Below are 25,387 nucleotides of genomic sequence, written 5' to 3' on the forward strand. Positions count from 1 at the left end.
TTGCTTTATGGATCACGCAATATATACCGCGATGGGCGCCGCCAGTCAGACGATGGAGCAGCAGTCCGTCACCGCCAGCAACCTCGCCAACGCCTCGACGCCGGGCTTTCGTGCTCAGCTCAATGCGCTGCGCGCGGTGCCGGTCAACGGCTGGTCGCTGCCCACGCGTACGCTGGTGGCTGCTTCCACGCCGGGCGCCGACATGTCGCAGGGCTCGCTCGATTACACCGAGCGTCCGCTCGACGTGGCGGTGCAGCAGGATGGCTGGCTGGCGGTGCGTACCGCTGACGGCAGCGAAGCTTACACCCGCAACGGTAACATGCAGATCAGCCCGACCGGCCAGCTGACCATTCAGGGCAATCCCGTGATGGGCGATGGCGGTCCGATTGCCGTGCCGCAGGGCGCGCAACTGACCATTGCCGCTGATGGCTCCATCACCGCGCTTAACGCCGGTGACGCGCCGAACGCAACGGTGCAGCTCGGACGGCTGAAGCTGGTACGTGCCACTGGCCAGGAACTGACGCGCGGTGATGACGGCATGTTCCGTCCCAGCGCCGCCACTCAGGCACAGCGCGGCGCGGCGCTGCCGAATGACGCGACCGTGCAGGTGATGCCGGGCGTGCTGGAGGGCAGTAACGTAAAGCCCGTGGAAACCATGGTCGACATGATCGCCAACGCCCGACGTTTTGAGATGCAGATGAAAGTGATCTCTAACGTCGATGAAAACGAACAGCGGGCTAATCAGCTGCTTAATATGAGCAGCTAAGGCTTAAGGAAAACACAATGATTCGTTCTTTATGGATCGCGAAAACCGGTCTTGACGCACAGCAAACCAATATGGACGTCATCGCCAACAACCTGGCGAACGTCAGCACCAACGGCTTTAAGCGCTCACGTGCGGTGTTCGAAGACCTGATGTACCAGACCCTGCGTCAGCCGGGGGCACAGTCGTCAGAACAGACCACGCTGCCGTCGGGCCTGCAGATCGGTACCGGTGTGCGTCCGGTGACCACCGAGCGTCTGCACAATCAGGGCAACCTGTCGCAGACCAGCAACTCCAAAGATGTGGCGATCAACGGTCAGGGTTACTTCCAGGTGCAGATGCCGGACGGTACGTCGGCGTATACCCGCGACGGATCTTTCCAGGTGGATCAGAACGGCCAGCTGGTGACCAACGCCGGCTTCCCGGTGCAGCCGGGCATTACCATTCCGGCAAACGCCACCAGCATCACCATTGCGCGCGACGGCGTGGTGACGGTGACACAGCAGGGGCAGACGCAGCCGGCGCAGGTTGGCCAGCTGACGCTCAGCACCTTCATGAACGATGCCGGGCTGGATAGCGTCGGGGAAAACCTTTATCAGGAAACCCAGGCCTCTGGCGCGCCAACCGAAAGCACGCCGGGCCAGAACGGCGCCGGTCTGCTGTATCAGGGTTACGTGGAAACCTCGAACGTCAACGTGGCGGAAGAGCTGGTGACCATGATCCAGACGCAGCGCGCTTATGAAATCAACAGCAAAGCGATCAGCACTTCCGATCAGATGCTGCAGAAGTTAACCCAGCTGTAAGGCCGGGATCGTTGGGCCAGCGCGTCTGGCCCGATTAAGAACATGAAAAAGGTCAGAACTCCGTGGCGAAGCAAGTGATTCTCAAGCCTGGGCATTGGTTAGTAGCCACGCTGCTACTGACCCTTAACGGTTGTGCGCTGGTGCCGCGCACGCCACTGGTACAGGGTGCGACGACGGCTGAGCCGACGCCATCTGCCCCGCCGGTGGTGAACGGTTCCATTTTTCAGGGCGTGGCGCCGCTCAACTACGGCTATCAGCCGCTGTTTGAGGATCGTCGTCCACGTAACATTGGTGACACCCTGACCATTACGCTGCAGGAAAACGTCAGCGCCAGCAAAAGCTCGTCAGCCAATGCCAGCCGCGACGGCAGCAACAGCTTTGGCCTGAGCGCCATCCCAACCGGCCTGGCCGGACTGGTGGGCGCCGGCGGCGAAAAAGCCGCGCTGGATGCCAACGGCAAAAACGATTTCGCTGGCAAAGGTGGCGCAACTGCCAACAACACCTTTACCGGCACCATCACCGTTACCGTTAACCAGGTGCTGTCGAACGGCAACCTGCGCGTGGTCGGTGAAAAACAGATTGAAATCAACCAGGGTACCGAATTCATTCGCTTCTCTGGCGTGGTCAACCCACGCACCATCAGCGCCAGCAACGCGGTGCTGTCAACGCAGGTCGCCGATGCACGTATTGAGTACGTCGGTAACGGTTATATCAATGAGGCGCAGACCATGGGCTGGTTCCAGCGCTTCTTCCTGAACGTCTCGCCGATGTAAGAGGTCATGATGAAAAACACTACACTGCTGCGTTTTGGCCTTGGCCTGCTGCTTAGCCTCAGCAGCCTGATGGCGCAGGCTGACCGCATCCGCGATCTCACCAGCGTGCAGGGCGTACGCGATAACCAGCTGATTGGCTATGGCCTGGTGGTCGGCCTCGACGGCACCGGTGACCAGACCACCCAGACGCCGTTCACCACGCAAACCGTGAGTAACATGCTGTCGCAGCTGGGCATCACCGTGCCTGCCGGCACCAACATGCAGCTGAAAAACGTGGCAGCGGTGATGGTCACCGCCAAGCTGCCGTCGTTTGCCCGCCAGGGGCAGACGGTTGACGTGGTGGTGTCGTCGCTGGGTAACGCCAAAAGTTTGCGCGGCGGTACGCTGCTGATGACGCCGATGAAAGGCGTCGATAACCAGGTTTATGCGCTGGCGCAGGGCAACATTCTGGTCGGCGGGGCGGGTGCCTCGGCCGGCGGCAGCAGCGTGCAGGTTAACCAGCTCAACGGCGGCCGTATCACCGGTGGGGCCACCGTCGAGCGTGAGCTGCAGAGCAACTTCGGCAGCCAGAACACCATCAACCTGCAGCTCAACAACGAAGATTTCACCATGGCGCAGCGCATTGCCGATGCCATCAACAGCCGCGGCGTCGGTTCAGCGCTGCCGCTGGACGCCCGCACTGTGCAAATCCGCGTGTCGCCAAATAACAGCTCGCAGGTGCGTCTGCTGGCGGAAATTCAGAACATCGATGTGTCGGTGCCGCTGGAAGATGCCAAAGTGATCATCAACTCACGTACCGGCTCGGTGGTGATGAACCGCGAAGTGACGCTCAACACCTGTGCGGTGGCGCAGGGCAACCTGTCGGTCACGGTTAATCAGCAGCAGAACGTCAGCCAGCCGGATACGCCATTCGCCGGAGGACAGACGGTGGCCACCACGCAGACACAGATCGATCTGCGTCAGAGCGGCGGCGCGCTGCAGCGGGTTAACGCCAGCGCCAACCTGAACAACGTGGTGCGGGCGCTGAATGCGCTGGGCGCGACACCGATTGAGCTGATGTCGATTCTGCAATCGATGGAGAGCGCGGGCTGCCTGCGCGCGAAGCTGGAAATTATCTGATGACCGATACGCAATCGCTGATGAACGCGGCGTATGACAGCCGCTCGCTGAACGAACTGAAACGTCAGGCTGCCGTGGACCCGAAAGGTAAAGCGCTGCAGGTGGCGAAGCAGGTCGAAGGGATGTTCGTGCAAATGATGCTGAAGAGCATGCGCGAAGCGCTGCCGCAGGATGGCATGCTGAGTAACGATCAGACGCGGCTGTATACCTCGATGTACGATCAACAGATTGCGCAGGAGATCGGTAAACGCGGACTGGGTCTGGCGGACACCATCGTCAAACAGATGCAGCCGGCGCAGGCACCGGACGAAAGTGCCGGTACCGTGCCGATGAAGCTGGATAACAGCTTTATCTACAGCAGCATGGCGCCGACACAGCTGGAGCAGATGGTGCGCAAAGCGGTACCGCGTCTGCCGGTCTCGCCGGCCAGTCTGCCCGGTGACAGCAATGAGTTTATCGCCCAGCTGGCGCAGCCGGCCAAAGTCGCCAGCCAGCAGAGCGGCATTCCGCACCATCTGATTCTGGCGCAGGCGGCGCTGGAATCGGGCTGGGGTCAGCGGCAGATTCTCACGCGCGACGGTAAGCCGAGCTATAACGTGTTCGGGATTAAAGCCAGCGGCGACTGGAAAGGCGAAACCACGGACATCATGACCACCGAATATGAAGGTGGTGAAGCGAAGAAAGTGCGCGCCACCTTCCGCGTTTATGGCTCCTATTTCGAAGCGCTCAGCGACTACGTCCGGTTGATCTCCAGTAACCCACGCTATGCGGCGGTGGCGAGCGCCTCCAGTGCCGAGCAGGGCGCACGTGCGCTGCAGGCGGCAGGCTACGCGACTGACCCGAAATACGCGCAGAAACTGGTGGGAATGATCCAGCAATTCAAAAACATGGGCGAGAAAGTGGTGAAGGCCTACAGCCAGGATTTCACCGATCTGTTCTGATTTTTCCGCTCAAGTTTCGCTTAAGCACGCCGATAACCTTCACATGCCGCGGGCGTTATGGCCCGCGCAATCGCACTGATGACTGCCAGCCCGGTTAACGGGAAAAAGGAACCGAGATGTCCAGCATAATTAACTCCGCGATGAGCGGGCTGAGCGCCGCACAGGCCGCATTAAGTACCACCAGTAACAACATCAGTAATTACACCGTGGCCGGTTATTCGCGCCAGACGATTTTGCTGTCGCAGGCCAACAGTACGCTGCAGGGCAGCACCTATTATGGCAACGGCGTCAATGTCACCGGCGTGCAGCGCGAATACGATGAGTTTATTACCGCCCAGCTGCGCGGTAACAGCGCCAACTACAGCGCGGTAAATTCACAATACAACCAGATTTCGAATATTGATGATCTGCTGTCGACCTCGACCACCAGCCTGTCAGACTCGATTCAGAGCTTTTTCACCAACGTGCAGAACGTGGTGAGCAACGCGGACGATCCGTCGGCGCGTCAGTCCATGCTGAGCTATGCGCAGGGGCTGGTAAACCAGTTCCAGACCACCGCGCAGTATCTGACCAGCATGCAAAACAGCGTCAATACTGACGTCAAAGCCAGCGTCGAGCAGATCAACACTTACTCCAGCCAGATTGCCGATCTCAACACGCAGATCGCTAAGCTGACCACCGGCGGCGGCTCTGCGCCTAACGATCTGCTCGATCAGCGCGATCAGCTGGTCAACAACCTGAATGGTCTGGTCGGCGTTAACGTGTCGCAGCAGGACGGTAACTACATCGTTTCGATGGGCAACACCACGCTGGTCAACGGCAGCAAAACCACCTCGCTGATTGCCATGCCATCCAGCAGCGACGCGTCGCGCATTACCGTGGGCTATGTCGATAAGCAGGCCGGTAACGTTGAGATCCCGGAAAAAACGCTGACCACCGGTTCGCTTGGCGGTCTGCTGGCGTTCCGTAGTCAGGATCTGGATAACGCACAGAATCAGCTCGGACAGCTGGCGGCGGCCTTCACCACCAGCTTTAACCAGGTGCACAGCCAGGGTTACGACAGCAACGGCAACACCGGCATCAACTTCTTTAATATTGGCAGCCCGACGGTGGTGACCAACAGCAAAAACACCTCTGCTGCCAGCGTCAGCGCCAGCTGGGTCGATACCGGCGCGATGAAAGCGTCCAACTACAACGTGAGCTTTGACGGCAGCAACTGGTCGGTGACGCGTCTTTCCGACAACGTGAAAGTGACGCCGACCATGGGCACCGACGGTTCCGGCAATACCACCATGAGCTTTGACGGCCTGTCGCTGACGGTAAACGGAACGGCCAACGCCAAAGACAGCTTCCTGGTGAAGCCGGTGCAGGATGTCATCAGCGGCATGTCGGTGGCCATCACCAGTGAATCGCAGATTGCAGCCGCGTCGGCCGCCGGTGGTGCCAGCGATAACCGTAACGCGCAAAAGCTGCTGGACCTGCAGGATGCCAAACTGATTAACGGTAACGCCACGCTGGCGCAGGGTTATGCCAGCCTGGTGAGCACCGTTGGCAACAAAACCAAAAACCTCGAAACCGCCGCCACCACCCAGAAGGGCGTGGTGACGCAGCTGACCGAACGTCAGCAGTCGGTTTCTGGCGTGAACCTCGACGAAGAGTACGCCAACCTGAGCAAATATCAGCAATTTTACATGGCGAACGCGCAGGTACTGCAAACCGCCAACACCATTTTTGATGCGTTGATAAGCATCCGCGGTTAATACGGGAGGCCTGACCGATGAGACTCAGTACCAACATGATTTTCGACCAGCAGGTGCGTGGCGTTACGGACGCGCAATCGACCTGGCTGAAAGCGGGCGAGCAGCTGTCTACCGGCCGCCGCGTGACCAATCCGTCTGACGATCCGATCGCCGCCTCGCGCGCCGTGGTGCTGTCGCAGACGCAGGCGCGCGACAGCCAGTTCGCGCTGGCGCGTTCGTTCGCGAATCAGGGACTGTCGCTGGAAGAGAGCACGCTGAGTGATGTCACGACGGCGATTCAGTCGGCGCAATCCACGCTGATCAGCGCCGGTAACGGCTCGCTGAGTGACGATGACCGCGCGTCTTATGCCACCCAGCTGGAGGGCATTCGCTCGCAGTTGCTTAACCTGGCCAACAGCAAGGACGGTAACGGTCGCTACCTGTTTGCCGGCTATGAGTCCGACAAGCCGCCGTTCACCGAAGATGCCAGCGGTAAAATCACCTATAACGGTGGCAGCGACGCGATCACCCAGAAAGTCGACAGCGAGCGCACTATGACCGTGGGTCATACCGGTAATTCTATTTTTGACCAACTGACCAGTAACGCTAAGCCGGAACCGGATGGCAGCGCCAGCCAGACTAACCTGTTCGATATGCTGGATGACGCCATCGCGGCACTGAAAGTGCCACAGAATGACGCTGACGATGCCACTAAACAGACCTTCAGCGCGGCGATGGACAAAGCCAACCGTGGCTTCAGCAACTCGCTGAACAACGTGCTGGCGGTGCGTTCTGAGATTGGCACCCAGCTGGACGAACTGGATACGCTGGATGCAAAAGGTGACGACCGCAAGGTGACGCTGAAAGATCAGATGAGCACGCTGGTTAACGTCGATTACACCGAAGCCATTTCTACCTACACCATGCAGCAGCAGCTGCTGCAGGCGTCGTACACCACCTTTAGCGATATGTCGAAGATGTCGCTGTTCCAGATGAATAAATAAGTCACCTGACTCTTTGAGCGTACTTAAACCGGGTGCGCTTAGTTTTCCCACTGCCTGCGAGGGCCGTGGGATTTTTTTTGGCTATTAGTCAGGGTATTCGGTTTGGAGAACGGTAGGCTGCGGGCAATAAAAAACCCCGGACCAGCCGGGGTTTAGAGACGGTAGCGTTACAGCGAACGCTTACACGCTTTCCGGACGGGTAGCCGGTGCGGTAGCCTGATGGGTGGCGCTATGACCACCGGCTGAACCGCGTCCTTCAAAGTTGAAGGCCGGGCGGACCCAGTCACTGTGACGCACGGGCTCAGGTTCCCATGCCGGTGCCGGCGCTTTGGTCATTGGTGCCGTGGCGTGATGCTTAAAGCGGGTTTCGCCATGGCTGACCGCGGTATCACGCGCGGCAACCGGTGCGTGCGGCTCGGTCACTGGCGCAACAGGCGCTTCGGCGACAACCGGAGCTGACAACACCTCTTCCACCTGCGCTTCTACCGCCGGTGAAACCGCGACCGGAGCCTGTTCCGCAGCGGTAACCGCTTCGGTGACGGCTGGCTGCGTCTCTTCGGCAGGCGTCGCGGCCGGTTGCGCTTCAGCGGCAGTTTCCTGCGCCAGCGCTTCATCGGCTGCCGGGATTACCGCTGGCTCATGATCAACCGGCGCCGCCACAGGCGTCAGATCATCAGTATTCACCACTGGCACTTCAGTGTGCGCCTGCGGTTCAGCCTGATGCACCACCTCAGGCGCTGACGTTTCTGGCTCTGCCACCACAGTGGAGGCTGCTTCAGCAACCATCGGCGATTCTTCTGCCGGTTCTGCATCCTGATAGCCATAGTCTGGCATTTCGTTCAGCGCATCCTGTGAGGTGAACTGCTCGTGAGTCTGCGCAACCGGATAGGTAATCCACACTTTGCCGGACGCCATCTCTGGCGAGGCAGCAGCCGATTCCAGCGGCATCGCAGACTGCGTTGGGTAACGCTCGTCACGGTAGCGACGACGGCGCTGGCCGCTGACGCGCAGATGACGCGGTGAACGACGTGAGCGGCGCGGCATGTTAGCGCCATCACGGTTCTCGTTGTCATCCTGCTCATCCTGCGTGGTTGCGGACGGTTCGTTCAGCGGCGCACGCTGGCTGTTTGGCTGTGCCGCTTCAGTGACGGCCGCCGCAGGGATTGCAGCAGTAGCCACTTCAGCACTGTCACCTACGCGCACGCGCTGGTTGAGCTGACGCTGTTTACGACGCGGCAGCACCTGAACGCGCTCGTCTTCCTGCGCAATGCTGTCGTCGACGCTGTCAACCGGCGCCTGCTCAGCCACGACCGGCTCCTGCTGCGCACGCTTCTCTTCCTGACGACGACGCTGGCGCTCAGCGCGCTGTTCGCGACGCTGTTGCTGCTGCTCATCACGCTGCTGCAGTTGCTCTTCCGTCAGTGCCGGACGCTCGCCGCGCGCCTCATTTTGACGCTTGTTACGGCGGTTATCCTGATCGCGTGGCTCGCGGGCTTCGCGCGGTTCACGGGCTTCGCGTGGTTCACGCGGTTCGCGCGCTTCACGTGGCTCGCGTCCCTGAGCGTTTTCACCGTTACGCGGTGTGCGCTCGCGGCGATTATTGTTGTTGCGGCGATTATTACGACGCTCACCACGCTGCTGGGTGCTGTCACCTTCAGCGGTTTTCGCTTCGGTCTTCTCTTCAGCAGGCGCCGCAGCAGGAGCATCACCGGCAAACAGTTTTTTCAGGCCGCCCAGCAGACGTGCAACCAGTCCAGTGCTGACCGTAGCCGGAGCCGCGACCGCCGGTTTGGCGCTGACGTCAGCCGTTGCTGCTGGCTTGCTCTCTTCGCTCACTTCCACCGGCGCCGGTGGCGCATCCGGCATCACGAAGGCGGCCAGTGCTGGCTGCTCCGGACGACGACGCTCAGCGTGCTCTTCTTCAGACGGCAGTGCCATCTCCGCTTCATGCAGTTTTGGCAGGTGATAGGAGAGGGTTTGCGTCTCTTCACCTTTGCGCACGCGCAGTACTGAGTAGTGTGGTGTTTCCATCTGATCGTTTGGCACGATGATGGCACGCACGCCGCCCTGACGTTTCTCAATCGCACTGACCGCTTCACGTTTTTCGTTCAGCAGGTAAGAGGCAACCTGAACCGGCACAATCGCATGCACTTCTTTGGTGTTGTCTTTCAGCGCTTCTTCTTCAATCAGACGCAGGATCGACAGCGACAGCGATTCGTTATCACGAATGGTGCCGGTACCGCTACAGCGCGGGCAGACGTGATGGCTGGATTCACCCAGTGACGGGCTGAGGCGCTGACGCGACATCTCCAGCAGGCCAAAGCGTGAAATGTGGCTGATCTGGATACGCGCACGATCCTGACGCACCGCTTCGCGCAGACGGTTTTCCACGGCGCGCTGGTGGCGCACTGGCGTCATGTCGATGAAGTCGATCACAATCAGACCACCGAGGTCACGCAGACGCAGCTGGCGCGCGATCTCGTCGGCGGCTTCCAGGTTGGTATTGAAGGCGGTCTCTTCGATATCACCACCGCGCGTGGCGCGGGCGGAGTTGATATCGATAGCGGTCAGTGCTTCGGTGCTGTCGATAACGATTGAACCGCCGGACGGCAGACGCACTTCACGCTGGAACGCCGATTCAATCTGCGATTCGATCTGGTAGTGGCTGAACAGCGGAATTTCACCGGTGTACAGTTTGATTTTGCTGCTGAAGTCCGGACGACCCAGCGCGGCGATGTGCTGGCGAGCCAGCTCCAGCACTTTCGGGTTATCGATAAGAATTTCACCGATGTCCTGGCGCAGGTAGTCGCGGAAGGCGCGCACAATCACGTTGCTTTCCTGATGGATCAGGAACGGCGCCGGGCGGCTGTCTGCGGCTTTTTTAATCGCTTCCCAGTGCTTCAGGCGGAAGCTGAGATCCCACTGCAGCGATTCGGCAGATTTGCCCACGCCGGCAGTACGCACGATCAAGCCCATGCCGTCCGGCAGTTCCAGCGCTGACAGCGCTTCTTTCAGCTCGGTACGGTCGTCACCTTCGATACGGCGGGAAATGCCGCCAGCGCGCGGGTTGTTGGGCATCAGCACCAGATAGCTACCGGCCAGCGAGATAAAGGTGGTCAGTGCTGCCCCTTTATTACCGCGCTCCTCTTTATCGATTTGCACGATCACTTCCTGACCTTCACGCAGCACATCTTTGATGTTCGGACGGCCATGCGCGTTGTAGTTAGCAGGGAAGTATTCGCGGGAAATTTCTTTCAGAGGGAGGAAACCGTGACGCTCGGCACCGTAATCAACAAACGCAGCTTCGAGGCTGGGTTCAATACGGGTGATTTTACCTTTGTAGATGTTGGCTTTCTTCTGCTCGTGTCCGGGGCTTTCGATATCCAGATCGTACAGACGTTGTCCGTCAACAAGGGCAACGCGCAACTCCTCCTGCTGAGTTGCGTTAATTAACATTCTTTTCATCGTGACTTACTCGTTATTCTCACATGAGTGATAAAGCTGCGGGCATCGTTACCCTGGACGAGAATCAACCGATGGCCCCGTGTCTGCATGCACTGACGTCAACCTCACGGTTGTCGGCGGCTAAAGGGGCGCAAATCTTGTCGGTGGCCTGTTTTTCATAAGGAAAACCAGCGCCTGAAGGTGGAAGTGCTACAGAGTATTCAAAAATCCACACATCCCAGTCTGTCGTCCAGGCCGCAACCCGCAGCCCGCTAAGTGCCTGATTAAACATCACGTCTTACGCCATTGCTGCGTGTCCGTTTCATCCGGCAAAATACCTTAATTTCGCTCTTTTTCCTGCCTGACTCTTTCCAGGACAGAAACCTCTGCATTATTCCATTGCTTAGCAACTTATAGCAAGGCGACTTTTACCGAGCTGTGAAGTTTGTTCATCCTTAACCTGTTCATTTGCAGGGGTAATCATCGCATCGTTGAAAAAGCCAGCATTCTGGCCGCTTAACGCGGCGACAAAGTCAGAGTTAAGCACAGAAAAAGGGGTGGCGCTATCCGGGGACACTATTTAGAATCGCCGCCATGAAAACAGAGAATCCCGGCGTACAGTTTGTCGCCATCACGGCTGAAAATGCCGGCCAACGCATTGATAACTTTTTGCGCACCCAATTAAAAGGGGTGCCGAAGAGCATGATTTACCGCATTCTGCGCAAAGGCGAAGTGCGGGTGAATAAGAAGCGCGTTAAACCTGAATATAAGCTGGAAGACGGCGATGAAGTGCGCGTGCCGCCGGTGCGCGTGGCCGAGCGTGAAGAGCAGGCGGTGTCGCCCAAGCTGGATAAAGTAGCGGCGCTGGAATCGTGCATTCTGTATGAAGATGATTATCTGCTGGTGCTGAACAAACCGTCCGGCACCGCGGTGCACGGCGGCAGCGGGCTGAGCTTCGGCGTGATTGAAGGGCTGCGCGCGCTGCGCCCGGAGGCGCGCTTCCTTGAACTGGTGCACCGTCTCGATCGTGATACGTCTGGCATTTTGCTGGTGGCGAAAAAGCGCTCAGCGCTGCGTTCGCTGCATGAGCAGCTGCGTGAGAAGGGCATGCAGAAGGATTATCTGGCGCTGGTACGCGGTGACTGGCCATCGCATCTGAAAGTGGTGCAGGCGCCGCTGCTGAAAAACATCCTGCAAAGCGGCGAGCGCGTGGTGCGGGTCAGCGCCGAGGGAAAACCGTCAGAAACGCGCTTTAAAGTCGAAGAACGTTTTGGCCTGGCCACCTTAGTGAAAGCCAGCCCGGTAACCGGACGCACGCACCAGATCCGCGTGCACACCCTGCACGGCGGCCATCCGATTGCCTTTGACGATCGCTATGGCGATCGCGACTTTGATCGTCAGCTGGCGCCGACCGGTCTGTCACGGCTGTTCCTGCATGCCGCTGCCCTGACGTTTACCCATCCTAACACCGGCGAAAGCCTGCGCATGGAAGCGCCGCTGGATAAGGCGTTAAAACACTGTCTTGCCCAGCTGCGCCAGCAGAAAAAAGACTGATAGCTTACGGCATCAGCCCAGTGGGTTGATGCCGGCCTGCCTTAACAGGCCATTCAGCGCGATCAGCGGTAAGCCAATCACGCTATTGGGATCGCGCCCCTCCAGCCGTTCGAACAGACAAATCCCCAGTCCCTCGCTTTTAAAACTGCCAGCGCACTGCAGCGGCTGTTCCAGTTCGACATAGCGCGCAATTTCTGCCGCGCTCAGCGGACGAAAATGCACAGTAAAAGGTTCGCACAGCACATGCTGCTGCGCGCTGGCGGGATGAATCAGCGCCAGGCCGGTATAAAAGGTGATGGCTTTGCCGCTGGCCAGCGCCAGCTGCTGACAGGCGTTTTCTGCGGTGTGCGGCTTGCCGGCGATGCGGCCGTCCAGCACGCACACCTGATCGGAACCAATGATCCAGTGGTCGGGATAGCGCGCGGCCAGCGCCTGCGCTTTGGCAACGGCGAGCCGCTGCACCAGCTGTGGCGCGGCCTCACCCGGCAGCGGCGTTTCATCGCTTTCAGGGGCCGCAGTGATAAACGGCAGGCCGAGCTTGTGCAGCAGCGCCTGACGGAACGGAGAAGTTGAAGCTAAAACCAGCGGTGTCATCATTTTTTTGCAGAAGTGATAGCGTAAAGATGACAGTCATTTTAAACTATGCGCCGCACTGGATGCGACTAACGGGTGAAAGATGCTGTAAACCGGCCTTTTTCTTTGACTCTATGACGTTACAAAGTTAATATGCGCGCCCTATGCAAAAGGTAAAATTACCCCTGACGCTCGATCCGGTCCGCGCCGCGCAAAAACGCCTGGATTATCATGGTGTTTATTCACCTGAATTGGTGGCGCGCGTGGCCGAATCGGTCGTGAGTGTGGACAGTGATGTGGAATGTGCCATGTCGTTTGCGGTTGACAACCAGCGCCTCGCGGTTCTGCAAGGAACGGCCGATGTGCAGGTGACGTTGTTGTGTCAACGCTGCAACCAACCGTTCCCGCACGCTGTGCACGTAAGCTATTGCTTCAGTCCTGTCTCTTCTGATGAGCAGGCCGAAGCACTGCCGGAAGCCTACGAGCCGGTCGATGTCAACGATTTCGGTGAAATCGACCTGCTGGCGGTGATCGAAGATGAACTCATCCTCGCGCTGCCGGTAGTTCCGGTGCATGATTCTGAACACTGTGAAGTGTCCGACGCGGACATGGTCTTTGGCCAGCTGCCTGAAGAGGCAGAAAAACCAAACCCATTTGCCGTATTAGCCAGTTTAAAGCGTAAGTAATAGGAGTAAGGTCCATGGCCGTACAACAGAATAAACCAACCCGTTCTAAGCGTGGTATGCGTCGTTCGCACGATGCGCTGACCACTGCCACTCTGTCAGTAGATAAAGTTTCTGGTGAAACTCATCTGCGTCACCACATCACTGCGGATGGTTACTACCGCGGTCGCAAGGTTATCACCAAGTAATTCTTTGCGGTTACGCAAGGCGATACCTTGACACGTTTGACCCTGGCAGTTGATGCCATGGGCGGGGACTTCGGTCCCTGCGTGACAGTGCCTGCAGCCTTGCAGGCACTGGCCTCTCATACGCAGCTGGTTCTTCTTCTGGTCGGCGATCCCGACATCATCTCGTCATTTCTTGCCAAAGCGGATTCCTCGTTACTGGGGCGTGTGCAGGTAATCCCTGCCGAATCGGTTATTGCAAGCGATGCGAAACCCTCACAGGCGATTCGCAACAGTCGCGGCAGTTCGATGCGCGTGGCGCTGGAACTGGTGAAAGAGGGCAAAGCGCAGGCGTGCGTCAGTGCCGGCAATACCGGTGCGCTGATGGGCCTGGCAAAGTTATTACTGAAGCCGCTGGATGGCATCGAGCGTCCGGCGTTGATGACCGTACTGCCGCATCAGCAGCACGGCAAAACGGTGGTGCTGGATCTGGGCGCTAACGTTGATTCCGACAGCGAAATGCTGGTGCAGTTTGCGGTGATGGGTGCCGTGATGGCGGAAGAGGTGCTGGAAATCAGCCAGCCGCGCGTCGCGCTGCTTAACATCGGTCAGGAAGAGACGAAAGGGCTGGAAACGATTCGCGCCGCATCGGCGGTGCTGCGGGCCTCGCCGCAGATCAACTATATTGGTTACCTTGAGGGGAACGATCTCCTCACCGGCAAGACGGATGTGCTGGTCTGTGATGGCTTCGTAGGTAATGTCACGTTGAAGACCATGGAAGGCGTGGTAAGAATGTTTCTTTCTCTGCTCAAATCGTCAGGTGAAGGAAAAAAACGGGCCTGGTGGCTGAAATGGCTGGGACGCTGGATCCAAAAGCGTTTGGCTAAACGTTTCGGTCATCTCAACCCCGACCAGTACAATGGCGCTTGTCTGTTAGGATTGCGCGGGACAGTGATCAAGAGCCACGGCGCGGCGAATCAACGCGCGTTTGCCGTGGCGATAGAACAGGCAGAGCAGGCGGTGCGCAAGCAAGTTCCAGAGAGAATTGCCGCGCGCCTTGACGCTGTATTAGCCAGGAGTGACAAAGCGTAGATGTTTACCAAAATTATCGGTACGGGCAGCTATTTGCCTGAGCAGGTTCGCAGCAACGCGGACCTGGAAAAAATGGTGGAGACTTCGGACGAGTGGATTGTCACCCGGACCGGTATTCGTGAACGTCGCATTGCGGCACCGGATGAAACGGTGGCCAGCATGGGCTTCACCGCTGCCCAGCGTGCGCTGGAAATGGCGGGCGTAGCTGCCAGCGACGTTGGCCTGATCATCGTGGCAACCACCTCTTCCAGCCATGCCTTCCCGAGCTCAGCGTGCATGATCCAGCAGATGCTGGAAATTAACGACTGCGCCGCCTTCGATCTTGCTGCCGCCTGTGCTGGCTTTACCTATGCGCTGAGCGTGGCCGATCAATACATCAAAAACGGTGCGGTGAAGCACGCGCTGGTGATCGGCGCGGACGTGCTGGCTCGCACGCTCGATCCAGACGATCGCGGCACCATCATTCTGTTCGGTGACGGCGCAGGTGCCGTGGTGCTCGGCGCAAGCGAGGAGGCCGGCATTCTGTCGACTCACCTGCACGCCGATGGCCGTTACGGTAAGCTGCTGACGCTGCCGTACCAGGATCGCGCCCATCAGGACGAACCGGCTTACCTCACCATGGCCGGTAACGAAGTGTTCAAGGTTGCAGTGACCGAGCTGGCGCACATCGTCGATGAAACGCTGCAGGCGAATAATCTCGATCGTGAACAGCTCGACTGGCTGGTGCCGCATCAGGCCAACCTGCGCATCATCAGCGCCACCGCCAAAAAGCTCGGCATGGGCATGGATAAAGTGGTGGTGACGCTGGATCGTCACGGCAACACTTCCGCGGCCTCGGTGCCTAGCGCGCTGGACGAAGCGGTACGTGATGGCCGTATCAAGCCCGGACAACTGATTTTGCTTGAGGCCTTTGGTGGCGGTTTCACCTGGGGCTCGGCGCTGGTTCGCTTTTGATTGACAGGAACGCAAGATGACGCAAATTGCTTTTGTTTTCCCGGGACAGGGATCGCAGACCGTCGGCATGCTGGCCGAGCTGGCTGCGGAGAACCCACAGGTCGAAGCCACTTTCCGTGAAGCTTCTGACGCGCTGGGTTACGACTTATGGCAGCTGGTCCAGCAGGGTCCGGCTGAAGAGCTGAACAAAACCTGGCAGACCCAGCCAGCGCTGCTGGCGGCGTCGGTCGCAATCTACCGCGTCTGGCAGAGCAAAAATGGCGCACAGCCGGTGCTGATGGCCGGACACAGCCTCGGCGAGTATTCTGCGCTGGTGTGTGCGGGCGTACTGAATTTTGCTGATGCCATCAAGCTGGTTGAACTGCGCGGCAAACTGATGCAGGAAGCGGTGCCGGAAGGCACCGGCGCGATGCAGGCGATCATCGGTCTCGATGACGCGGCAATCCGCAAAGCCTGTGAAGAGAGCGCGCAGGGCCAGGTGGTTTCACCGGTCAACTTCAACTCGCCGGGCCAGGTGGTGATCGCCGGCAATAAAGAAGCGGTAGAACGTGCCGGTGCCGCCTGTAAAGCTGCAGGCGCCAAACGCGCACTGCCGCTGCCGGTCAGCGTGCCGTCGCACTGTGCGCTGATGAAGCCGGCCGCTGATAAGCTGGCGGTGGCGCTGGAAAGCGTGACCTTCAATGCACCTTCGGTGCCGGTGGTGAATAACGTTGACGTTAAATGCGAAAGCGACGCTGCAGCAATCCGCAGCGCGCTGGTACGTCAGCTTTACAGCCCGGTACGCTGGACTGAGGCGGTTGAGTTTATCGCTGCGCAGGGCGTGACCGTACTGCTGGAAATCGGCCCGGGTAAAGTGCTGACCGGCCTGACCAAACGAATTGTGGACAGCCTGACGGCTGCAGCGGTGAACGATCCGTCGTCACTGGCTGCGGCGCCTGGCCAGGAATAAGAGGATAATCATGAGCTTTGAAGGTAAAGTAGCGCTGGTGACCGGCGCCAGCCGCGGTATCGGACGTGCCATCGCGGAAACGCTGGCGGCACGCGGTGCAAAAGTGGTGGGTACTGCCACCAGCGAAAGCGGCGCGGAAGCCATCAGTGCTTACCTCGGCGACAAGGGCAAAGGTCTGCTGCTGAACGTGACCGATGCGGCCTCTATTGAGAGCGTGCTCGAGAAAGTTCGCGCCGAATTTGGCGAAGTTGACATTTTGGTCAATAATGCAGGCATTACGCGTGACAATCTGCTGATGCGCATGAAAGACGATGAGTGGGCGGATATCCTTGATACCAACCTGACATCGGTGTTCCGCCTGTCGAAGGCGGTCATGCGTGCCATGATGAAAAAACGCGTGGGCCGTATCATTACCATCGGTTCGGTAGTTGGAACCATGGGTAACGCGGGTCAGGCAAACTATGCGGCAGCAAAAGCAGGTTTGATTGGCTTTAGCAAATCACTGGCGCGAGAAGTTGCGTCACGTGGCATTACCGTAAACGTCGTGGCTCCGGGCTTTATTGAGACGGACATGACGCGTGCACTGAACGAAGATCAGCGCTCGGGCATTCTGGCAGAAGTGCCGGCAGGTCGTTTAGGCGACCCGCAGGAGATTGCCAATGCTGTTGCATTCTTAGCCTCTGACGAAGCCGCCTACATCACGGGTGAGACGCTGCACGTCAATGGCGGCATGTACATGGTCTGATAATCACGAAATCATTTGCATTATCTGCGGTAAACACCGCAGAATAACGCAAAATCGTGGTTCGACCAGCCGGGATTTTGTTGCATCTTTTTCAACATTTTATACACTACGAAAACCATCGCGAAAGCGAGTTTTGATAGGAAATTAAATAGTATGAGCGATATCGAACAACGCGTTAAGAAAATCGTAGCTGAGCAGCTGGGCGTTAAAGAAGACGAAGTGGTTAACGGCGCTTCTTTCGTTGAAGACCTGGGTGCAGATTCTCTTGACACCGTTGAGCTGGTAATGGCTCTGGAAGAAGAGTTTGATACTGAAATTCCAGACGAAGAAGCTGAGAAAATCACTACCGTTCAGGCAGCGATCGACTATATCAATAACCATAAAGGTTAATGAATATCTTCAGGCGGTCATTCGACCGCCTGAGTTTTATGTTTGCCCCACATAGCGTCATTATTTCCCTCCCTGGAGGACGAACGTGTCTAAGCGTCGTGTAGTTGTGACCGGTCTTGGCATGTTGTCTCCTGTCGGCAATACCGTAGAGTCTACCTGGAGTGCTCTCCTTGCCGGTCAGAGCGGCATTAACCTGATCGACCATTTTGATACCAGTGCCTACGCAACGCGTTTTGCGGGTCTGGTGAAAGATTTTAACTGCGATGAATACATCTCGCGCAAAGATCAACGCAAGATGGATGACTTCATCCAGTACGGCATTGTGGCCGGTATTCAGGCTATGGCGGACTCCGGTCTGGTCGTAACCGACGAGAATGCCGGACGCATCGGTGCGGCTATCGGTTCCGGCATCGGCGGTCTGGGTTTGATCGAAGATAACCATACCTCGCTGGTCAATGGCGGTCCGCGCAAAATCAGCCCATTCTTCGTGCCTTCAACCATCGTTAACATGGTCGCTGGCCACCTGACCATTATGTACGGCCTGAAAGGCCCGAGCATCTCGATTGCGACCGCCTGTACGTCTGGCGTGCACAATATTGGTCACGCTGCCCGTATCATCGCGTACAACGACGCGGATGTGATGCTGGCCGGCGGTGCTGAAAAAGCCAGTACGCCACTGGGCGTGGGCGGTTTCGGCGCGGCGCGTGCGCTCTCTACCCGTAACGACAATCCGCAGGCGGCAAGCCGTCCGTGGGATAAAGATCGTGACGGTTTCGTGCTGGGCGACGGTGCCGGTATTGTGGTACTGGAAGAGTACGAACACGCGAAGAAACGCGGTGCGAAGATTTATGCGGAAATCGTTGGTTTCGGCATGAGCAGCGACGCTTACCACATGACATCTCCACCGGAAGACGGTTCAGGTGCAGCCGCAGCGATGGTCAACGCGCTGCGTGATGCGCAGCTGGACCCGGCGCAGATTGGTTATGTTAACGCGCACGGCACCTCAACGCCGGCCGGTGACAAAGCCGAAGCGCAGGCGGTGAAGTCGGTGTTTGGTGCGGCCGCGCACAGCGTAATGGTCAGCTCGACCAAATCGATGACCGGTCACCTGCTGGGTGCAGCGGGCGCGGTAGAAGCGATTTATTCGATTCTGGCGCTGCGCGACCAGGCGGTTCCGCCGACCATCAACCTCGACAATCCTGACGAAGGTTGCGATCTGGATTTCGTGCCGCATACGGCGCGCCAGGTCAGCGGACTGGAGTACACGCTGTGTAACTCCTTCGGTTTCGGCGGCACCAACGGCTCGCTGATCTTCCGCAAGGTTTAAGCGCTATCCAGCCGAACAGAGGCCCGCAATGCGGGCCTTTTTTATATTTTGTCACGCAGTGGCGTGGAATGTTACGCGCCACAGTGCTATTCAACGCTGACGCCAGCGGCAGAGGAGAAGCGCATGTGGATTAACGGAGTCGCGCAGGACACGCTATCCGCGCGCGACCGCGCGGTGCAGTTTGGTGACGGCTGTTTCACCACGGCGGCAGTCAAAGAGGGCCGCATCCAGCTGCTGGAAGCGCACCTGCAGCGTCTGGATGAGGGCTGTCAGCGCCTGCTGATGGCCGCGCCGGAGCGCGCGTTGCTGGCGGAGGAGATGCGCTGCGTCGCAGCGGGTCAGCGCGAAGCAGTGCTCAAAGTGATCCTGACGCCCGGCGCGGGCGGACGCGGTTACAGCCGTGCTGGCTGCACCCAGCCGACGCGCATTATTGCGCTAGCGCCCTGGCCGCACCATTACGCCACGCTGCAGCAGCAGGGCGCGCGACTGGTGACCAGCCCGGTGCGGCTGGCGCAGAATCCGTTGCTGGCCGGCATCAAACACCTTAACCGGCTGGAGCAGGTGCTGATTCGCCAGCAGCTGGAGGGGTGCGATGCTGACGAGGCGCTGGTGCTTGACACCGCCGGGACGGTAGTGGAATGCTGTGCGGCCAATTTATTCTGGCGCAGCGGTGAAACCATTTTCACGCCGCGCCTGGCGCTGGCTGGCGTTGATGGCATCATGCGTCGTTATTTACTGGCGCAGCTGGCGCAGGCCGGTCACGATTGCCAGCAGGTTGAGGCCAGCCGATCGGCGGTGCTGAGCGCTGATGAAGTGGTGATCTGTAACGCGCTGATGCCAGTTTTACCCGTGCGGCAAATAGACGACGTCACCTTTGCCGCACGTACGCTGTACCAGCAACTGCTCGCCAGTTGCCAGACGATGGAAGCATCATGACCCGAATGAAAAAAATAGTTGCCGGCGCCGTAGTGATTGCTGGCCTGGCTGCCGCTTTTAGCTACTGGCAGATTGAACGCTTTGCTGAGACGCCGTTAACCATTAACCAGGAAACGCTGTATACCTTGCCGGCCGGTAGCGGTCGCGTGGTGCTGGAAGCACAGCTGGAGAGCCAGCACATCATTCCACAGAGCATCTGGTTCGGCCCGTTGCTGAAGCTGGAGCCTGAGCTGGCTAACTTTAAAGCCGGTACCTATCGCCTCGAAACCCGCATGACGGTGCGCCAGCTGCTGCAGCTGCTGGCCAGCGGTAAAGAGGCGCAATTCCCGCTGCGCTTCGTGGAAGGTTCCCGCCTGAAAGAGTGGCTGGCCGAGCTGCGTAAAGCACCGTATCTCAAACACACGCTGCCGGACGATGAATTTGCCAGCGTTGCGGCCGCGCTCAAACTGGATGCCAGCCAGCTGGAAGGCAGTTTCTATCCTGACACCTATCTGTATACCGCCAACACCAGCGATGTCGCACTGCTGGAGCGTGCCCATGCGCGCATGAACAAGCTGGTAGACGAGGTGTGGCAGGGGCGGATGGCCAACCTGCCGTATAAAACGCCGCAGGAGATGGTGACCATGGCGTCGATTATCGAAAAAGAGACCGGCGTCAGCGAAGAGCGCGCGCGCGTCGCCTCAGTGTTTATCAATCGCCTGCGCACCGGTATGAAGCTGCAGACCGATCCCACAGTGATCTACGGCATGGGCGACAGCTACACTGGCACGCTGACGCGCAAAGATCTTGAGACGCCGACCGCGTACAATACTTATACCATCAGCGGTATGCCGCCAGGCCCGATTGCCATGCCGGGCCGTGCGTCACTGGAAGCGGCGGCACATCCCGAGAAGACCAATTACCTCTATTTCGTCGCGGATGGCAAAGGCGGTCACACCTTTACCACCAATCTGGCCAGTCATAATAAAGCCGTGCAGGTTTACCGGCTGGCGATGAAGGAAAAAAATGAAAAGTAAGTTTATCGTCATCGAAGGGCTGGAAGGCGCCGGCAAAACCACCGCGCGTGAGGCGGTGGTTGCGGTCCTGCATGAGCAGGGCATTGAAGACGTGGTCTTTACCCGTGAGCCGGGCGGCACGCCTTTGGCCGAACAGCTGCGCGTGCTGGTGAAACAGGGCATTGATGGCGAACAGGTGAGCGATAAAGCCGAGCTGCTGATGCTGTATGCCGCGCGCGTGCAGCTGGTAGAAAACGTCATTAAACCGGCGCTGGCGCGCGGTGCCTGGGTCGTCGGCGATCGCCACGATCTGTCGTCGCAGGCGTATCAGGGCGGTGGCCGTGGCCTCGACACCCAGCTGATGACCACGCTGCGAGACGCCGTGCTGGGCGATTTTCGTCCCGACCTGACGCTCTATCTCGACGTCACGCCGGAGATTGGCCTGCAGCGAGCCCGCGCGCGCGGTGAACTGGATCGCATCGAGCAGGAGTCGCTCAACTTCTTTACCCGCACGCGCCAGCGTTATCAGGCGCTGGCCGCTGCCGATCCGACCATCAAAACCATCGACGCGACGCAGCCGATAGAAGATGTGACAGCGTCACTTAAGACGGCACTGCGTCAGTGGCTGGCAGGTCAGGCGGCATGAACTGGTATCCGTGGCTGAACCAACCGTACCGACAGATTATCGCCCGCCATCAAAGCGGACAGGCGCATCACGCGCTGCTGCTTCAGGCGATTGACGGCATGGGTGACGATGCGCTGGTCTGGGGCGTCAGCCGCTGGCTGATGTGTCAGCAGCCGCAGGGGCTGAAAAGCTGCGGCGAGTGTCACGGCTGTCAGCTGATGCAGGCGTACACCCATCCGGACTGGTATCGGCTGGAAGCGGAAAAGGGCAAAGCTTCGCTCGGCATCGACGCGGTGCGCGACGTCACTGAGAAGCTGTACCATTTTGCCCAGCAGGGCGGCGCCAAAATCGTCTGGCTGCCGGATGCGACGCAGCTGACCGAAGCTGCCGCGAATGCGCTGCTGAAAACGCTGGAGGAGCCGCCTGCCAACTGCTGGTTTTTCCTTAGCGTGCGCGAGCCGTCGCGGCTGCTGGCCACGCTGCGCAGCCGCTGTATGACGTGGCACCTGTCGCCGCCGGAAGAGACGCACAGCCTGCAGTGGCTGCAGAAGCACCAGCCGCAGCCGGAAGCGATACTGCGCGCGGCGCTGCGCCTGAGCAACGGCGCGCCCGCAGCGGCGCTGACGTTGTTACAGCCGGACCGCTGGCAGGCACGGCAAATGCTGTGTGACAGCCTGAACAGCGCCCTCAGCGGCGATATCTTGCAGCTGTTGCCCGCGCTCAACAGCGACGATGTGGCCGCACGTCTCGGCTGGCTGCTTTCGCTACTGGTGGACGCGATGAAAGTGCAGCAGGGTGCCAGCAACTGGCTGAGCAATGGCGATCGCCCGGATGTCGTGACGCAGCTGGCGCAGCGGTTCAGCAGCAGCGCGCTCAACGAGAGCGTGCAGCAATGGCTGCAGTGCCGTGAGCAATTGCTGCACGTGGCAGCGCTTAACCGTGAACTGATTCTGACCGATCGTCTGCTTGCCTGGGGACGCTTGCTGTCTCCCGCGACGGTCGGCTAAGTACAAAAGAGAAACTTATGTTTATTGTTGATTCGCACTGCCATCTTGATGGCCTCGATTATGAAACCCAGCACCGCGATCTGGATGACGTGATTGCCAAAGCGGCGGCGCGGGATGTGAAATTCATGCTGGCGATTGCCACCACGCTGCCGGATTACTACAAAATCAAACAGCTGGTCGGCGATCGTGACAATATCGCGCTGGCCTGCGGCGTGCACCCGCTCAATCAGGAAACGCCGTATGACGTGGAAGAGTTTCGCCGTCTGGCGGCGGAAGCGCAGGTGATTGCGCTGGGCGAAACCGGGCTGGATTACTTCTACCAGCAGGAAACCAAAGCGCAGCAGCAGGCCTCATTCCGTGAGCATATCCGCACCGGCATTGCGCTGAACAAGCCGATTATTGTGCATACCCGCGACGCGCGCGAAGACACGCTGGCCATTCTGCGTGAAGAGCAGGTAGAGCGGTGCGGCGGCGTGCTGCACTGTTTCACGGAAGACAAAGAGACGGCGGCGCAGCTGCTGGATCTCGGGTTCTACATCTCTTTTTCCGGCATTGTGACCTTCCGCAACGCCGAGCAGATTCGCGAAGCGGCGCGCTACGTGCCGCTGGATCGCATTCTGGTCGAAACTGATTCGCCGTATCTGGCGCCGGTGCCGCACCGTGGCAAAGAGAATCAGCCGGCTTATACCCGCGACGTAGCCGAGTACATGGCAGTGGTGAAGGGCGTCGATCTCGCCACGCTGGCGGTCGCCACCACGGAAAACTTCTCCCGCCTGTTTAAGGTACCCATGAGCCGGCTCGGCGGCTGACACGCTTTATTTCAAACTCTGAATTAATCAAAAATCACTCACCTGTGCTGCGCGATTCGCGGCGCAGGCAGTGATTTATTGCTGTTTATAGCAGCAAGTCAGTAAGAAATGACTGAAATTTCAGCGGTGTGATTGATGAAACGTGATAGCCGTCAAAGTAACGTGTCGTCATTTATTTTACCCTTCGTAATAAATCAAAAGACGCTCAGCGTCACCCCGGCTAAGGATCCTCCCCCTTTGCCATGCGCACTGCGCTAAAAAATGCACTCATACTCAGGAGCTTCTATGTTCAAGAACGCATTTGCGAACCTGCAAAAAGTAGGTAAATCGCTGATGTTGCCGGTATCGGTTCTGCCGATTGCCGGTATTTTGTTAGGTGTTGGTTCTGCTAACTTCAGCTGGCTGCCGGAAGTGGTTTCCCACGTGATGGCCGAAGCGGGTGGTTCGGTGTTCGCTAACATGCCGCTGATCTTTGCGATCGGTGTGGCGCTGGGCTTTACCAACAATGACGGCGTCTCGGCGCTGGCGGCGGTGGTCGCTTACGGCATCATGGTGAAAACCCTGGCCGTGGTTGCGCCACTGGTGCTGCATCTGCCGGCGGCTGAAATCGAAGCCAAACACCTCGCCGATACCGGGGTGCTGGGCGGCATTATTGCCGGTTCGATTGCGGCCTACATGTTCAACCGCTTCTACCGCATTAAGCTGCCGGAATACCTCGGCTTCTTTGCCGGCAAGCGCTTTGTGCCAATCATCTCCGGTCTGACCGCGATTTTCACCGGTGTGGTGCTGTCCTTCATCTGGCCACCAATCGGTACCGCGATTCAGGACTTCTCCCAATGGGCGGCTTATCAGAACCCGGTGGTAGCGTTCGGCATCTACGGTGTGGTTGAACGTGCGCTGGTGCCGTTTGGTCTGCACCACATCTGGAACGTTCCTTTCCAGATGCAGATTGGTGAATACACCAACGCGGCCGGTCAGGTCTTCCACGGTGACATTCCGCGCTACATGGCGGGTGACCCGACTGCCGGTAAACTCTCTGGCGGCTTCCTGTTCAAGATGTACGGTCTGCCGGCTGCGGCTATCGCCATCTGGCACTCCGCGAAACCAGAGAACCGTGCCAAAGTGGGCGGCATCATGATCTCCGCCGCGCTGACCTCGTTCCTGACCGGTATCACCGAGCCGATTGAATTCTCGTTCATGTTCGTGGCGCCGATCCTCTATGTGATCCACGCCATTCTGGCGGGCCTGGCGTTCCCAATCTGTATTCTGCTGGGCATGCGTGATGGCACCAGCTTCTCACACGGTCTGATCGACTTTATCGTGCTGAGCGGCAACAGCAGCAAAATCTGGCTGTTCCCGATTGTGGGTATCATCTACGGTCTGGTGTACTACACCGTGTTCCGCGTGCTGATTGCGAAGCTGAATCTGAAAACGCCGGGGCGTGAAGACACGGCGATTGAGCAGAGCAGCGCCACCGGCAGTGAAATGGCGGGCAAACTGGTTACGGCGTTCGGTGGTAAAGAGAACATCACCAACCTCGACGCCTGTATCACCCGTCTGCGCGTCAGCGTAGCGGATGTGGCGAAGGTGGATCAGGCTGAACTGAAAAACCTCGGCGCGCGTGGTGTCGTGGTGGCCGGTTCCGGTGTGCAGGCGATTTTCGGCACTAAGTCCGATAACCTGAAAACCGAGATGGATGACTATATCCGCGGTATGTAAGTGACATGACGGCAGACCGGGCCGGTGCGGTGAAGCGGCGTCAGATCGTAAAGACGCCAAAACCATCCCTGGGGCTCGTCCCGCGACATCCCTGTCGCGGGACGCTTTACTCCTCTGCCGCCGCTTCACCGCACTGCAACTACGGTGCGACAAAACCCCTCATCCGAGGGGTTTTTTATTTTACCGCCGCCAGACTCCACCCGCCGCGACGCGCCAGCGCGAAAAAGTGATGCAAAGGCAGCCATTTAATGAAGAAAAGTGGTCCTGAGGTTGAAAGAA

General features: G+C 58.6%; 24 protein-coding genes. 22 read left to right on the plus strand and 2 right to left on the minus strand.

Annotated features, from left to right (window positions below; translation table 11 throughout):
• Nucleotides 1-7: 7 nt before the first annotated feature.
• The 7 genes from MXF20_RS02280 (at nt 8) to flgL (ending at nt 7,142) form a co-directional block, all read left to right on the plus strand.
• Nucleotides 8-766 (plus strand): flagellar basal body rod protein FlgF, encoded by a 759-nt coding sequence (locus MXF20_RS02280; RefSeq protein WP_058759464.1) that lies wholly within the window; start codon nt 8-10, stop codon nt 764-766.
• Between the two features lie 17 nt (nt 767-783).
• Complete coding sequence (gene flgG / locus MXF20_RS02285; RefSeq protein WP_021506418.1) at nt 784-1,566, plus strand: flagellar basal-body rod protein FlgG; 783 nt, start codon at nt 784-786, stop codon at nt 1,564-1,566.
• A 62-nt stretch (nt 1,567-1,628) separates the two neighbouring features.
• Nucleotides 1,629-2,339, plus strand: a complete 711-nt coding sequence (locus tag MXF20_RS02290; protein WP_021506417.1) for a flagellar basal body L-ring protein FlgH — start codon at nt 1,629-1,631, stop codon at nt 2,337-2,339.
• Nucleotides 2,340-2,408: 69 nt separating this feature from the next.
• Complete coding sequence (locus MXF20_RS02295; RefSeq protein ID WP_240656212.1) at nt 2,409-3,458, plus strand: flagellar basal body P-ring protein FlgI; 1,050 nt, start codon at nt 2,409-2,411, stop codon at nt 3,456-3,458.
• Nucleotides 3,458-4,399, plus strand: a complete 942-nt coding sequence (flgJ, locus tag MXF20_RS02300) for a flagellar assembly peptidoglycan hydrolase FlgJ (RefSeq protein ID WP_325967442.1) — start codon at nt 3,458-3,460, stop codon at nt 4,397-4,399. The genes MXF20_RS02295 and flgJ overlap by 1 nt, the downstream gene beginning before the upstream one ends.
• A 116-nt stretch (nt 4,400-4,515) precedes the next feature.
• Entirely contained in the window at nt 4,516-6,159 is a 1,644-nt protein-coding gene (gene flgK, locus MXF20_RS02305) for a flagellar hook-associated protein FlgK (protein WP_325967443.1), read from the plus strand.
• Nucleotides 6,160-6,176: 17 nt separating this feature from the next.
• A complete protein-coding gene (gene flgL, locus MXF20_RS02310) occupies nt 6,177-7,142 on the plus strand; it encodes a flagellar hook-associated protein FlgL (protein ID WP_325967445.1) in 966 nt (321 codons plus the stop codon).
• Nucleotides 7,143-7,322: 180 nt separating this feature from the next.
• Here the strand turns inward: flgL and rne are convergent, their stop codons facing one another.
• A complete protein-coding gene (gene rne, locus MXF20_RS02315; RefSeq protein WP_325967447.1) occupies nt 7,323-10,607 on the minus strand; it encodes a ribonuclease E in 3,285 nt (1,094 codons plus the stop codon).
• A 573-nt stretch (nt 10,608-11,180) separates the two neighbouring features.
• Between rne and rluC the strand changes: the two genes are divergently transcribed.
• A complete protein-coding gene (rluC, locus tag MXF20_RS02320; RefSeq protein ID WP_325967448.1) occupies nt 11,181-12,140 on the plus strand; it encodes a 23S rRNA pseudouridine(955/2504/2580) synthase RluC in 960 nt (319 codons plus the stop codon).
• 12 nt (nt 12,141-12,152) lie between these two features.
• Here rluC and MXF20_RS02325 read toward each other — a convergent pair whose 3' ends face one another.
• Nucleotides 12,153-12,734 carry a Maf family protein gene (locus MXF20_RS02325; RefSeq protein ID WP_418936828.1) on the minus strand — a complete coding sequence of 194 codons (582 nt, stop codon included), beginning with the start codon at nt 12,732-12,734 and terminating at the stop codon, nt 12,153-12,155.
• Nucleotides 12,735-12,877: 143 nt separating this feature from the next.
• On the opposite strand from MXF20_RS02325, the gene yceD reads away from it, so the two are divergent.
• From yceD to ptsG, 14 genes are all read left to right on the plus strand, one after another.
• The gene (gene yceD / locus MXF20_RS02330) at nt 12,878-13,399 is read left to right on the plus strand and encodes a 23S rRNA accumulation protein YceD (protein WP_325967451.1); all 522 of its coding nucleotides are present in this window, start codon (nt 12,878-12,880) and stop codon (nt 13,397-13,399) included.
• Nucleotides 13,400-13,413: 14 nt separating this feature from the next.
• A complete protein-coding gene (gene rpmF, locus MXF20_RS02335) occupies nt 13,414-13,584 on the plus strand; it encodes a 50S ribosomal protein L32 (RefSeq protein ID WP_017348070.1) in 171 nt (56 codons plus the stop codon).
• A gap of 27 nt (nt 13,585-13,611) precedes the next feature.
• Nucleotides 13,612-14,652, plus strand: a complete 1,041-nt coding sequence (plsX, locus tag MXF20_RS02340; protein ID WP_325967454.1) for a phosphate acyltransferase PlsX — start codon at nt 13,612-13,614, stop codon at nt 14,650-14,652.
• The gene (locus MXF20_RS02345; RefSeq protein ID WP_325967457.1) at nt 14,653-15,606 is read left to right on the plus strand and encodes a beta-ketoacyl-ACP synthase III; all 954 of its coding nucleotides are present in this window, start codon (nt 14,653-14,655) and stop codon (nt 15,604-15,606) included.
• 16 nt (nt 15,607-15,622) lie between these two features.
• A complete protein-coding gene (gene fabD / locus MXF20_RS02350; RefSeq protein WP_325967459.1) occupies nt 15,623-16,555 on the plus strand; it encodes an ACP S-malonyltransferase in 933 nt (310 codons plus the stop codon).
• Between the two features lie 10 nt (nt 16,556-16,565).
• Nucleotides 16,566-17,300 carry a 3-oxoacyl-ACP reductase FabG gene (fabG, locus tag MXF20_RS02355; protein ID WP_021506405.1) on the plus strand — a complete coding sequence of 245 codons (735 nt, stop codon included), beginning with the start codon at nt 16,566-16,568 and terminating at the stop codon, nt 17,298-17,300.
• Between the two features lie 153 nt (nt 17,301-17,453).
• Nucleotides 17,454-17,690: an acyl carrier protein gene (gene acpP, locus MXF20_RS02360; protein WP_010617251.1), complete on the plus strand. Its 237-nt coding sequence runs from the start codon at nt 17,454-17,456 to the stop codon at nt 17,688-17,690.
• Nucleotides 17,691-17,775: 85 nt separating this feature from the next.
• The gene (gene fabF, locus MXF20_RS02365; RefSeq protein WP_325967461.1) at nt 17,776-19,017 is read left to right on the plus strand and encodes a beta-ketoacyl-ACP synthase II; all 1,242 of its coding nucleotides are present in this window, start codon (nt 17,776-17,778) and stop codon (nt 19,015-19,017) included.
• 123 nt (nt 19,018-19,140) lie between these two features.
• On the plus strand, nt 19,141-19,953 hold the full coding sequence (gene pabC / locus MXF20_RS02370; protein ID WP_325967463.1) for an aminodeoxychorismate lyase: 813 nt from the start codon (nt 19,141-19,143) through the stop codon (nt 19,951-19,953).
• On the plus strand, nt 19,950-20,969 hold the full coding sequence (gene mltG, locus MXF20_RS02375; RefSeq protein ID WP_325967464.1) for an endolytic transglycosylase MltG: 1,020 nt from the start codon (nt 19,950-19,952) through the stop codon (nt 20,967-20,969). Before pabC ends, mltG begins: the two co-directional genes overlap by 4 nt.
• Nucleotides 20,959-21,594, plus strand: a complete 636-nt coding sequence (gene tmk / locus MXF20_RS02380) for a dTMP kinase (RefSeq protein ID WP_325967467.1) — start codon at nt 20,959-20,961, stop codon at nt 21,592-21,594. Before mltG ends, tmk begins: the two co-directional genes overlap by 11 nt.
• The gene (holB, locus tag MXF20_RS02385) at nt 21,591-22,580 is read left to right on the plus strand and encodes a DNA polymerase III subunit delta' (RefSeq protein WP_325967469.1); all 990 of its coding nucleotides are present in this window, start codon (nt 21,591-21,593) and stop codon (nt 22,578-22,580) included. The genes tmk and holB overlap by 4 nt, the downstream gene beginning before the upstream one ends.
• 17 nt (nt 22,581-22,597) lie before the next feature.
• Entirely contained in the window at nt 22,598-23,389 is a 792-nt protein-coding gene (locus tag MXF20_RS02390) for a metal-dependent hydrolase (RefSeq protein WP_325967470.1), read from the plus strand.
• 285 nt (nt 23,390-23,674) lie between these two features.
• Entirely contained in the window at nt 23,675-25,108 is a 1,434-nt protein-coding gene (ptsG, locus tag MXF20_RS02395) for a PTS glucose transporter subunit IIBC (protein ID WP_325967472.1), read from the plus strand.
• The last annotated feature ends 279 nt before the right edge of the window (nt 25,109-25,387 follow it).

It is taken from the genome of Pantoea dispersa, from assembly GCF_035783935.1.
Classification (GTDB): Bacteria; Pseudomonadota; Gammaproteobacteria; order Enterobacterales; family Enterobacteriaceae; genus Pantoea; species Pantoea dispersa_C.

What these genes read in the sequence shown, in the direction of transcription:
- yceD (WP_325967451.1), top strand. Translation starts at nt 12,878, where the DNA reads ATGCAAAAGGTAAAATTACCCCTGACGCTCGATCCGGTCCGCGCCGCG.
- rne (WP_325967447.1), bottom strand. Translation starts at nt 10,607, where the DNA reads ATGAAAAGAATGTTAATTAACGCAACTCAGCAGGAGGAGTTGCGCGTT.
- flgJ (WP_325967442.1), top strand. Translation starts at nt 3,458, where the DNA reads ATGACCGATACGCAATCGCTGATGAACGCGGCGTATGACAGCCGCTCG.
- ptsG (WP_325967472.1), top strand. Translation starts at nt 23,675, where the DNA reads ATGTTCAAGAACGCATTTGCGAACCTGCAAAAAGTAGGTAAATCGCTG.
- tmk (WP_325967467.1), top strand. Translation starts at nt 20,959, where the DNA reads ATGAAAAGTAAGTTTATCGTCATCGAAGGGCTGGAAGGCGCCGGCAAA.
- fabD (WP_325967459.1), top strand. Translation starts at nt 15,623, where the DNA reads ATGACGCAAATTGCTTTTGTTTTCCCGGGACAGGGATCGCAGACCGTC.
- flgK (WP_325967443.1), top strand. Translation starts at nt 4,516, where the DNA reads ATGTCCAGCATAATTAACTCCGCGATGAGCGGGCTGAGCGCCGCACAG.
- mltG (WP_325967464.1), top strand. Translation starts at nt 19,950, where the DNA reads ATGACCCGAATGAAAAAAATAGTTGCCGGCGCCGTAGTGATTGCTGGC.
- holB (WP_325967469.1), top strand. Translation starts at nt 21,591, where the DNA reads ATGAACTGGTATCCGTGGCTGAACCAACCGTACCGACAGATTATCGCC.
- MXF20_RS02280 (WP_058759464.1), top strand. Translation starts at nt 8, where the DNA reads ATGGATCACGCAATATATACCGCGATGGGCGCCGCCAGTCAGACGATG.
- pabC (WP_325967463.1), top strand. Translation starts at nt 19,141, where the DNA reads ATGTGGATTAACGGAGTCGCGCAGGACACGCTATCCGCGCGCGACCGC.
- rpmF (WP_017348070.1), top strand. Translation starts at nt 13,414, where the DNA reads ATGGCCGTACAACAGAATAAACCAACCCGTTCTAAGCGTGGTATGCGT.
- acpP (WP_010617251.1), top strand. Translation starts at nt 17,454, where the DNA reads ATGAGCGATATCGAACAACGCGTTAAGAAAATCGTAGCTGAGCAGCTG.
- MXF20_RS02295 (WP_240656212.1), top strand. Translation starts at nt 2,409, where the DNA reads ATGGCGCAGGCTGACCGCATCCGCGATCTCACCAGCGTGCAGGGCGTA.
- fabG (WP_021506405.1), top strand. Translation starts at nt 16,566, where the DNA reads ATGAGCTTTGAAGGTAAAGTAGCGCTGGTGACCGGCGCCAGCCGCGGT.
- MXF20_RS02325 (WP_418936828.1), bottom strand. Translation starts at nt 12,734, where the DNA reads ATGACACCGCTGGTTTTAGCTTCAACTTCTCCGTTCCGTCAGGCGCTG.
- rluC (WP_325967448.1), top strand. Translation starts at nt 11,181, where the DNA reads ATGAAAACAGAGAATCCCGGCGTACAGTTTGTCGCCATCACGGCTGAA.
- MXF20_RS02390 (WP_325967470.1), top strand. Translation starts at nt 22,598, where the DNA reads ATGTTTATTGTTGATTCGCACTGCCATCTTGATGGCCTCGATTATGAA.
- MXF20_RS02345 (WP_325967457.1), top strand. Translation starts at nt 14,653, where the DNA reads ATGTTTACCAAAATTATCGGTACGGGCAGCTATTTGCCTGAGCAGGTT.
- flgL (WP_325967445.1), top strand. Translation starts at nt 6,177, where the DNA reads ATGAGACTCAGTACCAACATGATTTTCGACCAGCAGGTGCGTGGCGTT.
- flgG (WP_021506418.1), top strand. Translation starts at nt 784, where the DNA reads ATGATTCGTTCTTTATGGATCGCGAAAACCGGTCTTGACGCACAGCAA.